Source organism: Alphaproteobacteria bacterium, assembly GCA_035625915.1.
Lineage (GTDB): Bacteria > Pseudomonadota > Alphaproteobacteria > JACZXZ01 > JACZXZ01 > DATDHA01.
The window spans coordinates 46414-60559 of record DASPOR010000099.1 but is presented as its reverse complement, the minus strand read 5'-3'; the positions used below and the strand labels follow the sequence as shown (position 1 = coordinate 60559).

Annotated in this window: 11 protein-coding genes; 5 read left to right on the top strand and 6 right to left on the bottom strand. The window is 58.9% G+C overall.

All coding sequences use genetic code 11. The features are described 5' to 3' along the window. The 3 genes from VEJ16_08040 to VEJ16_08030 form a co-directional block, all read right to left on the bottom strand. A partial coding sequence (locus VEJ16_08040; protein ID HYB09606.1) for a diaminopimelate decarboxylase occupies window positions 1-744 on the bottom strand: 744 nt, incomplete at its 3' end. 73 nt (window positions 745-817) lie between these two features. Continuing rightward, window positions 818-2971, bottom strand: a complete 2154-nt coding sequence (locus tag VEJ16_08035) for an ATP-grasp domain-containing protein (GenBank protein HYB09605.1) — start codon at window positions 2969-2971, stop codon at window positions 818-820. A gap of 107 nt (window positions 2972-3078) precedes the next feature. Next, complete coding sequence (locus VEJ16_08030) at window positions 3079-3378, bottom strand: PqqD family protein (protein ID HYB09604.1); 300 nt, start codon at window positions 3376-3378, stop codon at window positions 3079-3081. 618 nt (window positions 3379-3996) lie between these two features. On the opposite strand from VEJ16_08030, the gene VEJ16_08025 reads away from it, so the two are divergent. Continuing rightward, window positions 3997-5217 carry a cache domain-containing protein gene (locus VEJ16_08025; protein ID HYB09603.1) on the top strand — a complete coding sequence of 407 codons (1221 nt, stop codon included), beginning with the start codon at window positions 3997-3999 and terminating at the stop codon, window positions 5215-5217. Window positions 5218-5298: 81 nt separating this feature from the next. Here VEJ16_08025 and VEJ16_08020 read toward each other — a convergent pair whose 3' ends face one another. Continuing rightward, window positions 5299-5601 (bottom strand): hypothetical protein, encoded by a 303-nt coding sequence (locus tag VEJ16_08020; protein HYB09602.1) that lies wholly within the window; start codon window positions 5599-5601, stop codon window positions 5299-5301. Between the two features lie 140 nt (window positions 5602-5741). Here VEJ16_08020 and VEJ16_08015 point away from each other — a divergent pair, with 140 nt between their 5' ends. Continuing rightward, window positions 5742-6989, top strand: coding sequence for an FtsX-like permease family protein (locus tag VEJ16_08015; protein HYB09601.1), 1248 nt, complete (start codon window positions 5742-5744; stop codon window positions 6987-6989). 31 nt (window positions 6990-7020) lie between these two features. Here VEJ16_08015 and VEJ16_08010 read toward each other — a convergent pair whose 3' ends face one another. Continuing rightward, window positions 7021-7980: a nickel/cobalt transporter gene (locus tag VEJ16_08010; GenBank protein ID HYB09600.1), complete on the bottom strand. Its 960-nt coding sequence runs from the start codon at window positions 7978-7980 to the stop codon at window positions 7021-7023. Continuing rightward, complete coding sequence (locus tag VEJ16_08005) at window positions 7977-8600, bottom strand: DUF1007 family protein (protein HYB09599.1); 624 nt, start codon at window positions 8598-8600, stop codon at window positions 7977-7979. Before VEJ16_08005 ends, VEJ16_08010 begins: the two co-directional genes overlap by 4 nt. A 230-nt stretch (window positions 8601-8830) precedes the next feature. Between VEJ16_08005 and VEJ16_08000 the strand changes: the two genes are divergently transcribed. The 3 genes from VEJ16_08000 (at window position 8831) to VEJ16_07990 (ending at window position 14098) form a co-directional block, all read left to right on the top strand. After that, on the top strand, window positions 8831-9574 hold the full coding sequence (locus VEJ16_08000; protein HYB09598.1) for a hypothetical protein: 744 nt from the start codon (window positions 8831-8833) through the stop codon (window positions 9572-9574). Window positions 9575-9636: 62 nt separating this feature from the next. Next, window positions 9637-10578, top strand: a complete 942-nt coding sequence (locus tag VEJ16_07995) for a TonB family protein (protein HYB09597.1) — start codon at window positions 9637-9639, stop codon at window positions 10576-10578. 175 nt (window positions 10579-10753) lie between these two features. Further along, window positions 10754-14098 (top strand): CHAT domain-containing tetratricopeptide repeat protein, encoded by a 3345-nt coding sequence (locus tag VEJ16_07990; GenBank protein ID HYB09596.1) that lies wholly within the window; start codon window positions 10754-10756, stop codon window positions 14096-14098. Window positions 14099-14146 lie beyond the last annotated feature (48 nt).

Here is a 14146-nt window from a genome sequence, read left to right as displayed (position 1 = left end):
GCGCTTGCTGCCGCCGGGCACGTCGTAGTCCGGTTTGATTTTATTTACGGATGGGAACCCGCCTCCGACATCGATGATGGTTGGAGAGAGCCCAAGGTTTCGGGCTCGCCTCGCGAGATCGATGAGTCGCCTCACAGATGCGGCGTACAAATCGTGAAGAAGGACGAAGGTTCCACAATGGTTGTGCAGCAGCTCCATTGACAACCATTGACTTTGTGAAATTCGTTCCAATGCGGTCTGGCATTCCCCGTTATCGTCGTCAAAGCCGAATTTTGTCCAGCCAATCCCGTTGTGCCGAAAACTCATTCGCACTCCGATCCTGGCTCGGCGGTTCAACGACCGCGCTATCGCCTCGATTTTCGCGAGTTCGTTGAATCCATCGACGTTGACGATCGCCCCCTCGACGACGGCACGTTGAAGCGCGTTGTGTTCCTTGTATGGACCGTTGAATACAATTCGATTCGCGCTGTATCCCAGCGCCCGAGCCAAATTGTATTCCATGGAAGAAACGACCTCGGCCCAGGCGCCCTCCGATTTCAGAATTGAACAGATAGCGGGCAGATAATTCGTCTTGACCGAATAAGCGATCTGCGTTCGAAGCCCCGGGCGGCTGAATGATTCTTGGAATTTCCTGAAATCGGCGCGAAGTCGTCCTTCCGACACGACGTAAAGCGGCGAACCATACTCCTTTATCAATTCCTTAGACGACATCCCCTCGACGTCGGGGCCTGCGGCCGTGATCAACTCACGCGCCGCATGCTTCCCATAGGCGAGGAATGGAAGTGTCGTGAGCGTGGGGGATTCGTAGGTTCTAAGCCTAACCATGTCTAAAGGTCCGTCTCGTTGCAAATTCGGAAAGTTTGGACGCCGTGATACGAACCTCGTCGGAGGCGCGCAGGAAAAGTTTGCCCGGCGCAGGGGACGGGGCCTTAAACGGAACGCCAAGCGCAAGTTTCACGGCGATCAGCGGTTGATTCGGCCCCATCATCGCAGACGCTGCGATCCAAGCGGTAAACCGGGGGTTCACTTCAATCAGATAGAAGCGGCGGCGACGGCGATCCAACATGAACTCGCCCTCCGCAGGCCCGACCCAGCCGATCTCCCGTAGCATTTGCCCAAATGCGGCTTCCAACTTGGGCTCGGAAACACTGACCGCTCCCCAGGTCGACCCGCGCGGGCAAAGAGCTTCTTTTCTGATTGTCAACGAGGAAACCACCTCGTGCTTGCGATTGCAGACGACGCTCACCGCATAGGACGGGCCGTCCAATTGCTCCTGAATTATGACCCTGCCAAAAGAATCCTGAGACCGTAGGCGTCGCCACGCCGAGGCGGCTTCAGTTGCGTTGTGGACGGGGGTGCAGAGATACCGCGCTCCTTTGACGACAGCCGCATTGTTGAAAAGTGAAACGGCTTTGCGAGCATCGTATTCATTAGCGACGACTTGACTTCTCGGAATGGCGAACGCCCCCCAATCGCCCCGAAGATCGCTGCCAAACAGCGTGGTCTTCGACCGCTTCTCAAGCGCCTCTAGAGTGGGCAGCAGCGTCGCAATTCCATTCTTGGCCAAATCGTCAGCGATGGCGATCGCGTAAACAAGTTCGTCATCTAGGCACGACACCAGGGCATCTATACGGGTGGTCTTGGCCGCACTTAATATCTGCGCCCGATAGCTTCCTGCTGTCCTCGGAAAGTCAAATCGAAACACTTCGTCGTAAAGAGCGGGATCGTACGCCCCCGCATCGAGTGCGGTATAACCGATTCCAATCAATTGACCTACGTGCGTTCCAACACGCAACGCCCGCGATACCCCCACGCCAGGATTAATCACGTCGCTGACGCTTAAGCCTGTTACCGCTACCGACGGCCCACTCGTTGTCTTTTTCGGCACATGAGTGGGCGACTTGTGGCGCGCGACGATGTTCTCCGAAAACGCGGCCGCGATTTCAGGCGCGAGAACCGTCTCATAGGTACAGCGCGCCGCGATCGTTCCAGCCCTCGCGGCTTTCGCTTCGGGCATCTTCCCGGTCTCAATGCGGCTAAGTAAGGCGCTCGCTAAATTGCATCCAGCCCAGTGCGCTAACATAGACCATTTCGGCAAGGAGCACTCCGCCCATATCAAGACGAGTGGCGCAGTATCCACAGATCGTCGCAATTCGAATTCCAACGGGCCGGTCCACTCGAGGGCCTCCACAATTCGGGCCGTCAAATAGCAAATGTACGGATCATCGACGACGGTACTTGCCGCAACGTCGCCCGCGTTGGTACTGCCCAGAATGCGCGTAACGACGACAGGGCCAAGTACCCCGTCTTCCGCGAGGCATGCGACACGATAGCCTGAGCTAAAATCGGCGGGCACCGCACGGACTCTGGAATTGGAGTTGGGGTTGAGTCGCTTCAAATGCGCGCGAAGTTCACTTGGCGACCACACGACCCGTTTTTGACTTTGTGCAATAAGCGTTGTCGGGAATGCCAAGATTTCCGCACATTCCATCGCATCGGCAATCGACGCGAGCGTCCCGCTCACCATGATTTCGATGGGGACGTTACCAAGAAATTTCCGCATCACTTCCGGCGCAAGGCGATCGAATAATTGTGGCTGCGGTAGAAACGTCCGGATTCCCGATGCGGCCAGGCGGTTGCCCGACTGCGCTAAAAGTTGCGCATGATCGTTATTGCCCGGTATCAGCGCTCGAATTGGGATGGACTTGTGCAGGGCCAATATCTGATCGATGGCCTCGCTTGTGTGTTCTAGCAGCGCGGGAACGAACGCCGCCATGTCCGTGACGCCGTTCACCATGCCCGCTGACGGTATGGAATCTGATGTCAGAGCCAATAAGAGCGAGGCTTCCTCGTCCGCCGCCCTCAGGGCGCGGGCGATGGATAAGCCCGAGCCGGCGACGTCCAAGCCTTCAAACCCGGTGATTGCTATTGCGGCCTTACGACCGGCGGGTAATGCGGCGCCGTGGTTCATGGCGGGACCCTCAGCGCAGCGACGGATTTAGTTGGCGAGTACTTAGAGTCGCAGAAGACATTGCAAACTGAAATGTCTGTTCTCAATGACATCTGCGCACCGATCAACTAGGCGACTTGGATAATTGGACGGTCGACTATTTCGAGCAATCCTGCCGCATTAAGAGCGTCGATGAATTGATGTATATCCCGCAGTGCCTTGTCCGCAGACACCTCGAAATGCTGTATGAGTAATTTTTGCAGCAATTCCACGTCGGCCCCCTTGACCAACTCGGACGCCAACATCGCAGCGGTTGCGTTACATGAATAAAGTACTCCCGAACGTCCGTTGATTAGTACAGAACCCTCGGAATCGGCGCTGGCCTCCAGCTCGACAAACCCTGCCAGCCTCAGAAATTTCTCGCCCATTATCCCTCCTTCGACACCCTATTGCCGCACTGAACTCGTCCTTCGCGGCGTGGTCGCGTACTAAGGGTTCCGATGTGCGCGTTGCTCCTACGCTCCTGCATTGCCGCTGACGTTGCCAATGCTGCCGGACACCCTCCTACCGATAGAACTTGTCAGTTTCGCTGCTCTGACCGACCTCCGCCCCATTCCACCGCTTCTTCAATGAGCGCAGCCAAAAACTTCACGCAAATTGGATGCCATGGTTGGAGGTACGGCTGGCATTCGAAAACAAAATAGCTTCAAAAGCTTAGGAGGGCTCTCGGCGGTGTCTCGGTGACGCCACTGTTACATAGTTGAGACCGCGGATTGCCACCGGTGACGGATGTCGGATTATGTGAATGGATCGTCTCCAAAGGTGGTATCCGTTAGATGGAATGTGATTAGATGGAATGTGAGAGGTCGCGAGCCTGCCGCAAGCGAAATGCCGTCGACGATGACTGGGTGACATTGCGACGGGACGAAGCGTGGTGGTAGTCTTTTAGCGCTCTAAACCAAGTCGGATAGGCCGCGTCGGCGCGGGGACGGTGCATTGCGCGACGCGCCCCGCAAAAATGCGCGGGTGATCCGATGGGGGCGCACATGGCTGGGAAGGGCAAGAAGACAGAGTCCGGCACGCGGATCTATATCGCCATTGCCGTCCTGATGGTAATCGTCATCGTCGGCTTGCTTGGCGGAATTCTCTGGTACAACTTCCAGAAGACGACAAAGCTCACAATTGCCAGCGCTGAGCGGCTCCTTGCCGAAAGCAGCGACAAAACCGTCAATCGCGTGAAGCTATTCTACGAACCCGTGATCGCGATCGTCTCTCTCTCCTCCCGGGTCCCCCAGGTCGTCAAGATGGACGCCGATCCTGACGACCAGCGTCCGACACTGATGATGTCGGGCCTGCGGCGTTATCCGCAGATTTTTTCCCTGGAAGTCGGCTTCGATAACGGCGATTTCGAAATGGTGACGCGCATCAGCGGAGACGAGCGCGCCGCGGTAAGGCAGAAGCTTGGTGCTCCTGACCAAGCCGTCTTCGCTCATGAACTCATCGGGAGCGGCAACAATGGCGAGCGGACAACGCGCTGGACATTCCTGGCGAATGACGGAACGCCCATTGAGATGCGCATCTCAGACGAAACGACGTACGACCCGCGCAAGCGCCAATGGTACACGGTTGCGGCGCAGGACGGAAATGTTCACCAGAGCGACGCGTATTTGTTTGCCTCAAGTCAAGAGATCGGCGTAACGCTCTCTCGGCGTCTCAACGGCTCGCAAGGGGGCGTATTTGGCGCCGATCTGTCACTGCATGAGGTTTCCAGTTTCCTCGCGGACCAGAAGATCACGCCATCCAGCATGGCCTTCATCTTCGGCGATGACGGTACCGTCATGGCTTATCCAGACGAGAGCAAGATCAATAAGAATGTCAAGAACGAGGGTGAATCGATTTTGGTTCCTACCAAGATCGAAAGCCTGGGCGCTCCGGCTATCGCAGCACTGTTCGAGCAGTTTCGCCAGCACCTGGACGGCAAGGTCTGGATGATGGATGTCGGTGGGCGGGATTACCTGGCGCGTGTCAGCGCATTCGCCAATCCATTCGGTCAGCGCGAATACCTCGGCATGGTGGTGCCGGTCGACGAGATTACCAGGGACATCGATGAGATCCGCTTCGATGCCCTCGTCGGCTCGATCGTAATCCTGCTCTTCATATTGCCCCTTTTCCTGACGATCATATTCGTGTGGATCGACGTTCGCCTGGGGCGCAAACCGTTTTCGCTTGCCGATTTCAAGAAGATCGACTTCGACAAAATCAAGTGACCGAAGGGGCGACGGATTTGCTCCTCTGACGGTGGCAAATCCTATCGCACCGCGAAAAGGGGATATTGCCTTTTCGGAGCCTCAGTCAAAGCGCCGGGTTGCAACAATCGGGCAGCCGCAGAAGGGGCAATATTCCGTCATCGAGACCGAGCTGCCTGGCGTTCCCGTTCGCTCAGCGAGGTTTTTCTCAAGTTTCGCCATTATCTGGGCATGTACCGGGTCGATACTGCAGCGATCCCTATACGCCACGCCAAGCGCACTTTGCGGCGGTATGCGCTCGGTCACGAAAGCCGACGCCGGCCGGCCCCCGGAAAACAAGGCTAAAGCGCTACTAGCGCCAACTGTGCCAAGAAGGAATGCACGCCGATCCAATTTTCTGCTCATGGGCAAAATCCCCGTCACCGGTTGAAGCCCCTCTAGGGCTAAGATATAGCATTCCCCGCCGCACGCAAGGCCGGACAGAGTGTCCAGGCGACAGGCCATTTGGCGAAGAATCATATAAGTGGTCGTGAAAACGTCTGAACATGAACCATCTGACCATCAGTCTTTCTTATTTGAAGGCGCGAGCCCCCGAGAGCTTGCTTCAAGTGTTGCTCCTCGCCATTGGCCTTGGGACGGTGGTCTTCGTCATTCTGTTCGAATCCCAATTCACTGAGCGCATGACGAGCAACGCCAAGCCATTCGACCTTGTCGTCGGCGCCAAAGGAAGTGCCCTGCAGCTCGTATTGTCCACCGTGTATCAGGCCGATGTCCCGACTGGGAATATTCCTCTCCCGGAGGCACAAGCGCTGAGAGAGGATCCTGGCGTGGCGGTGGCGATACCGATGGCGCTCGGCGACAGCTACGATGGGTTTCGCATCGTCGGAACCGAGCCGGATTATTCCGCCCAATATGGCGCAAAATTGAACAGCGGCCGGTTCTGGACGATTCCGCTTGAAGCCGTCTTGGGTGCTACGGTTGCGAAAAGATCGCGCTTAAGAATTGGTGACAGTTTCGTCGGCATCCACGGCGTCTTCGGCGGAGGCGACGAACATAAGGATACACCCTACCGCGTCGTCGGCATCCTCGGTGAAACGGGGACCCTTATCGACCGGCTCGTCTTGACGTCGGTCGAAAGCGTGTGGCGGGTACATGAGGTACAGTATGCCCATGCGAAATCGATGATCTTCGGCGGCAGCTCGGAAGCGAGCCCCGAAGGGGACGGTTCCGTGGGGAATTCGCTTAGGGAAGTAACCGCAATGCTGATCCGGCTCAAGTCCCCGGCCTCATTGGATAGGCTTGAGCAATACGTCGACCGACGCCCGACGTTGCAATGGGCGTCACCGCAGCAAGAGGCGACGCGGTTTCTCGCATTCGTCGGCGCGGGTGGCGACATGCTGCGCGTCATGGCGGGCGTTTTTATTGCAATGTCGGCGCTGGGTGTTTGCACTGCACTTTTCAACGCTATGCGCAAACGGCGATACGATTTTGCGATAATGCGCGCCCTGGGGGCTTCGCCAGCAGGACTTTTGTGGCTCGTTCTTGTCGAGGGGGTGATCGTGGCCTTTTCCGCCGCCGTGATCGGGATTATGCTCGGACACGCCGGCGCCGGGCTGATCGGAAAGTTGGTTCCTGAGGCAGGCGCTATGGCGCTCGACGGCAGTACGCTTGCGGAGGCGGAGATTTATATACCACTCCTCGCGCTTGGCGCGTGTCTCCTTGGCGCCCTATTGCCCGCGGTCCTCGCTTACCGAATCGAAGTGGCCGAGGTTCTCCTCCGGCGCAAACCCTGATCTGGCCTCCTTGCCAAATCTCGTTTGAACTTCAGAGCGACAGCGGCTGGGATAAACTCGCAAATAGGAGGACACAGCCGGCAGCGACCACGATGACCGCACTGAGTGCCGAAAGTCCGATGTGGATCCGCGATTGCCACTCGGAATCCCCGGCGGCAACGCTAAGGGCGGTTCGGCGCGACGCCACGGCAAGTAACGCTAGAGCGGAAATCGTTATGCTAGTGCCGAGCGCCATCACAAATGTCGCCACGATTCCCGCCACGAATATTTTTTGCGCCAAGCAGAAAAGAAGAACAAGAATGGCGCCGCTGCAGGGTCGTATTCCCGTCGCGAATATGACCGCGAGGTAATGGCGCCAGTCGTGCCGAAGCGGGCCGAACTCGATTGCGGATGAAGGCGTCCCCTCGGAGTCTTCGTGGATGTGTTGGTCGTGACGAGCGTCCGCTCCATGATGGGCGTGAAGGTGCGCGCAATGGGCTCCGGCGCGAAAGGTTGAGACGAGCATCCACACACCGAGTAGGATGATCAAGGCGTAGCTGGCCTCCTCGAGGAGCTGACCTTTCTGGTCGACCTCCATTCGCGTGAGGTTGAGCGCCAGAGCCAAAACGCCGACGAGGATAATCGCCGACGCCGCTTGGACAAGTGCCGAGGCGAACGAAATCAGAAGGCCCTTCCGCGCTTGGCTTCCACTCGCCACAAGATAAGATGAGATCACGATCTTTCCGTGGCCTGGCCCGACCGCGTGGAGCACGCCATACGCGAATGAGACAGCGAATAGCACGAGCAGGGGCCAAGGCGACGACCGCTCATGCGCGTGGCGCACCGCGTTGGCCAGGATCTCGTACAGACTGCGCTGGACTGCATTGATCCATGCAATCGCCGGGTGCAAGCTGCCCGCAGCACCGACATCCGTGCTCGCCAATGCGGCCAAACATGCGACGAGCAGGAGAAAAATAGCGCTGGTAACGAGCAGATGGCGGTAACGCTTCATTTGCAAGATATCCTGATCAAGGTCGGATAGTCGTAGCCGAAATAGAGCGGCGTTGTCGTGTCCGTCGAGCGCGTTTCTTTGCAGTCGGCTGGAGCGTCGCCTTCATACGTGACCTTGTGGCCTTTCGCCATGGCGAGATAGACGTAATAGGTCTCGTCGTAAAGCAGGAACTCAAAGGGCTGGACGCGGGGATCCACGGGAGGATCGACGGGTACGGTGAAGTGATAGACGAGCAGGCCATCTGCGATTTCAGCCGTGAAGTCCTGCACTTCGGTCACGGTCCGCCGTTTGCCGTCGATCTGAAGATATGTGAAATAGCTGTACTTCTTGAGCGACTTCGAGCTTGCCGCCACCAGCTCCTTCAGCTCCGACTGATCGATCTTGCCTCTCTCTTTTTTTCCGAAATCCTCTATCGTCGACTCGGTAAAGATATCGTCGAATACCCACGTTATCTTCATCGCAGCGACCCTCTTGTCCTTAAATTGGAGGGCCACGTCAGCGCCGATCCACACATGCGGATGTGCATGCGCTGGGAAAATCCAGATCGCGGCGAGCAGGGTAGCGGCTGCCGTTGAACGCAGGGCCTCTTGAAGGACGAGAAGAATACTATGGCCGCGCACGCCGGATTCGCACCGCTCAAAGGTCCTGGCAGGCCGGAAGGTGTCGCAATTTCGCTGCCTGCGCGAGTGGGCTAAACATATGCGATGCCGTCGCCCGGTAACAGGCCCGTTTTGGCCTGTTGGAGCGACCCGCCATTTCTCATGCGGGGATGTCGAGGTGGCGACGGCATGCGCCGGGTTTCTCGACAATGCCGGCTAGATATATCATATCCAGTCAGGAGGTTGATGTCGTGAGGCGTGGATTGGCAGGGCAGGCGCTGCGAGCCGGAATGGGCGTTGTCATGGTCGCTCTCGCGTCAAGCCTGGTGACGCCGGATAGCTACGCCGCTATGGCGGGCTCGACCGCCGGTTCACAAAGGATGGTCATTGGTCCCGGTTGCCACAAGCTTGCACCTGGCGGCTACGACGACGTGAGCGCATTTTGCCTCGACCAGTCAAGGGCAGCACCGGCATCTGGAGCGATTTTGGGCAGTGCGCCGCCCACCTTGGGTACGGCCGTCGTCAAAGTTCAGGATGGCGCACCAGTCACGCTTCAATCAGCGCTTTCTCGGCACATGATCCAGCTGGAGGGATTAGGCGACGACCTCCATGTGCGGATCAGGAATCTCACTGATATGCAGTTGGAGATTTGCATCGACGCGCCGACGGTCGTCATGGAGAACGGCGATTCCTACACGGGTGACCTGGCAAAGGTTTATGGCCAAATCGTTCGCATTCTCAAACCCTCTCCCGGCGACATTGCTCAGAGCGGCAAATCCGATAATGCGAGCGAGCGAGATGCTCGGGCAAAGACACAGGCGAAGCTTTGGACTGTCGTGAATGCTGTCGATGAGGCGGAGGCGAAGGAACAGGGCAAAACACTGCCTGCGGGGCCGTTCGATACACCTGGCGAGTCGGCCCCGGCGTGGTATTTCCCGAACAAATCCAAATGCACGGGTGGAACCAGTAGCGTTGAGGTTTGTGCCGGCCAGTGAAGTCTGTGCAATTTTGGCATTCGCTCGATCGTAAGGCGGGCGCGGATGCGGAGACGCTGGGCATGCCCGGGGTTTCAACGGCGAGGCGACTGGTTGCGACACGGATATTCGCAGTCCAATCGTCGAAGGACACTTGGGCTTGGCGTCGACGCGCCCTTGCGCGAAGCAGCGCATTTCTACTTCACGCGGTCGTGATTGCGCTCCTGCTCGTTCATTTCCCCATGGAGGTATTGCCGCCGACGCCAACCATCGCCGTCGACCTCGTCATGGCGCCCCCGCCCCAACCTCCCGCCAAAACGCCAAGTGCGCCGCAAACGATCCCCCTGGAAAACGCGCAAGTTCGCGTGAGCGTGTCGGGCAATGATCCCGATCGAGAAGCAGGGCGCCTGCCGACAGAGAAGACAAAAACAAGCGAGGAACCAGCGCCAGAACCGCCGGCTGCACCACCGCAAAAGGCCGAACCGGCGCGCGAAACGCCGGCGCAAGGCATCCCTGCGGCACCTGAAGCACCGGACGCCGTCGCAGCACCTGCAAACCCGCCCGTCAAATCGCCCACCGTCGATCCACACGCGAACGAGGCGATCGCCTCCCTGGAGCCGTTGCCGCAGCTCAAGCCAGCGCCACCTCCGAATCCGACGGCTCCGGATGCCGAGACCTCGCCCCAAAGGCCGCCCGCAAGGACCGCCGAAACCAGCACAGAGCTTCAGCCCGGCCAGGGCGGGGGCGATCGCTATCTCGAGAAGATCCGGCAGGACATTGACCGTAACCGCGTTTACCCGCCCGAAGCTCGTTCGCTTGGCATCAGCGGAACGGCACAATACGCGATCTTCATCGACCGCCAGGGTCACCTGCTTCGCTTGCGTCTGTTACAGTCTTCGGGTGCCGATCTCCTCGACAGGGCCGGCATGCAGATGATTCAACAAAGCGCCCCTTTCCAACCGCCACCTCTCGACCTCAAGGGCAACGAGATAAGGCTCGTCGTCATGCTGCATATCGGCCCTTGAATGCGGGACTCGTGGCCGCCTGTGCGCTCGCGCACAGACAGGCAAATCGGGCATGGTAAGATTCGGGCGAGGGAAGGGAGGTGCAAGGACCAGGGGCGGCCTTTTTAATGGTGGCCGATAAAACTAAGATATTCGCAGGGATTGGAATGAGGGCTTAATGGTCCGGGGGACGGCCATGAGGTTCCTTGATTTTCGCAAGGCGTACGCACTTTCGTCGGTCCGGTATGGACTGGGGGCGTTGGCAGTTGCGGCAATCATCGTCCAGGTTGCCCTCGCAACCTCCCAAGCCGGGGAGAAAAATCGTACCGAGGCCGTCCAGCCGTCAGGTGGCGGGCCTGCAGCAAGTGGCGCCGACCCGTCCGCACCCGCGCAGGCGCCTGCCGTCTCCATCGACGAAGCGCGCAAGATCACTTCGGCGGCTGAGAATGGTACTTCAGCACCCCCGCCGCGCACGATCTCCGACATTACCGCAGTCCTCGATCAGGAAAAGCCGGATGCCACCAGGCTGGCAGCCGAGAAAATCAAGGCCGACACGACGCCCCCCGCAGGTCTAAGTGGCGCGGAAGCGGCGCAGTTCTACGCGGAGCGCGGTTCGGGAGCCAGCGCCATCGGGCGCGCCGATCAATCGGTCGCGGACTTTGGCGAAGCCGTCCAGATCATTCGCCCAATTCGCGATACCTACCCCGACAAGTATAACGAGTACGTCAATTTCCTCGCGAGTGCGGAGCAGAAATTCGGGCATTTGCGGGTGGCTTTAAAACTTCACGAAGAGGCTGCCGGCTTTGCGGAAAGCACGCCGAGCCTGCGCGGGGCTGTTTTCTCGCATTATTACCATCTCACGGACCTGAACGTTCGTCTTGGCGATATGAACGCAGCAAAATCATGGCTCGACAAGGGCGAAGCGGCCCTAGCACGAGTTCCCTCGTGGAAAGGCCCACGAGCGCAAGCGCGTATCAATCTTTTTAAGGCGCTGGTCGATTGGAGCCGCGCGATATTCCTCCAGGGCCAAGGCAAATTCGCCGAGGCCGAGCCTTTTTACCGACGCGCCGTCGCCGAGGAAACCGCCCTGGTCGAGGATGCCAAGCACTGGGACGTGCAATTTCCGGCAGGATACTTCGAGACGGGCCGTGATTTCGTGATCCGCGACTTGGCACTCAACCTGGCACAGCAAGGTCGTCTCGTGGAAGGCGAGATCGAAGTGCGCAAGGCGTTGCTCGATCAATTGCACATCCGCGGCCGCTACAGCCAGGAGACGGCGTTCCTGATCGAAGCGTTGGGGTTCATCATCGCCCAGCAAGGTCGTTATCCGGAGGCGGAAAAGCTGCAGCGCGTCGCGATCGACACACTCGTCCGCGCGGGGCATGAGCCAAGCTCGCTCTCGCTCAACGCCGCACGTCGAAATCTTGCCGACGTGCTCGTTATCGAGCAGCGCTGGGCCGACGCGCTGGCGCAATACGACGCAATTGAGCAGGCACTCTCGAAAGACCCGCAATTGCAGCGACGATTGATAGGCGGCGATTTGAACTATGCTTACGCACTGGTCGAGGGCAAACGCTACGATGCGGCACTCGAAATTGCTCAGCACGCCGTACAATACCGCACGAAGGCGTTGGGCGATAAGCACTACAACACGGGCGAAGCACACGGCTTCCACGCCCTTGCACTCGCGGCGACCGGAAAGGGAAACGAAGCGCTGCCGGAATTTGCCTCGGCTGTAGCGATCCTCCTGCAGGGTTCGCGTCAAGTCATCGAGGACGAAAGCGGGGGCACTGGCCAGGAGATACGCTTTCACCGGATACTCGAGGGCTATCTCGACGTCTTGGCCAATCAGAACGGCGAAAACGCCCGTGACTCTTATGCCGAGGCGTTCCGGATCGCTGACGCGGCACGGGGGCGCGCGGTGCAGCGCGCGCTGACCGCCTCCGCAGCACGCTCGGCCGTTGGCGATCCGGCACTCGCCGACCTCGTGCGCCGCGAACAGGACGCCCAGCGCCAGATCGTGACCCTGAATGGGACGATATCCGATATCATCGAGATGCCATCCGATCAGCAGGATCCGAAAGCGGTCGAATCCCTTCGGGGTCAGATCGACCAATTGCGCGCAGCGCGTGCGACGATCCGCACTGAGATCGAAAAGCGCTTTCCCGATTACGTGAATTTGATTGACCCCAAACCCGCGACGATCGCCCAGGCACAGGCAACACTCGAACCGGACGAAGCGCTGCTTGCCACTTACACCGCAAAAGAGCGCACTTACGTCTGGGCGGTGCGAAAAGACGGTCCCGCCGCCTTCGCCGCCGTTGCTCTGACGAGGAACGAGCTTGAGGCTGTCGTGGGCGAATTGCGCAAATCGCTCGACCCGAACGCCTCGACCTTGGGCGAGATACCGCCCTTCAATGTGGCGCTTGCCTACAAGCTGTTTACGCTATTGCTCAAGCCCGTCGAAGCGGGCTGGAAGGGTGCCAAGAGCATCCTTGTCGTCGCGCACGGCGCTTTGGCGCAATTGCCACTCGGCCTCCTGGTGACGACGCCAACGAGCCTCGAGCCCGAGGGGGAGGGTCAAACGCCGTTCTTTCGTTACAAAAAGGTGCCGTGGTTGATTCGCGATGTCGCGATCGACGCACTTCCGTCCGTCGCGTCGCTCACCGCACTGCGCTCCTCGCAAGCGAGCAAGGCGGCACCGAAGCCCTTCATCGGCTTTGGCGATCCGTGGTTCAACGCCAAAGAGGCAGCACAGGGCGAAGCCGGTGCTGGTGGAACGCAAATGGCCGCACTTCAGAGCCGAGGCGGGGCGGGGAAGCTCGTAACCCGCGGCGTGCCCTTGCATTTGCGGAGCGTTCCAAAGACCGAGACGGTCAATAAAGCCGAATTGGGATTGCTGCCTCGCCTTCCGGAAACAGCCGAGGAAGTGCGTCAAGTCGCAATAGCGCTCAAGGCGGACCCGCGTGCCGACGTGATTCTCGGGTTGCGCGCCAACGAGCATATGGTGCGAACCATGAAGCTCGATGATCGCCGGGTGATTATGTTCGCGACGCATGGCCTCGTTCCCGGCGATCTCGACGGGCTTATGGAGCCGGCGCTGGCACTTTCATCCCCGGAAGTCGCTGGCGTGAGTGGGGATGGATTGCTGACGACCAGCAAGATTCTCGACTTGAAACTCAACGCGGAATGGGTGGTGCTTTCGGCATGCAATACGGCCGCGGGCAACGGTGCTGGCGCCGATGCGGTCTCGGGGTTGGGCTTGGCGTTTTTCTATGCGGGGACGCGAGCGGTGTTGGTATCGAATTGGCCGGTGGAAACAAACTCCGCACAAGCGCTTACGACTGCCCTGTTTCGTCATGAAGTGGACCCGGCGGGACTTTCCCGAGCCCAAGCGTTGCGCCAGTCGATGCTCGAGCTCATCGACGGCCCTGGCTTCGTCGATTCATCACAAGACCACCCCCTTTTCAGCTACGCTCACCCGATCTTCTGGGCGCCTTTTTCCCTCGTCGGAGACGGTGGGCGGGGTCGAGGCGGTTGAGCTGCCAGAATAAGTGTGAGAAGGCGAGACTATGCCGGGACGGTTGCG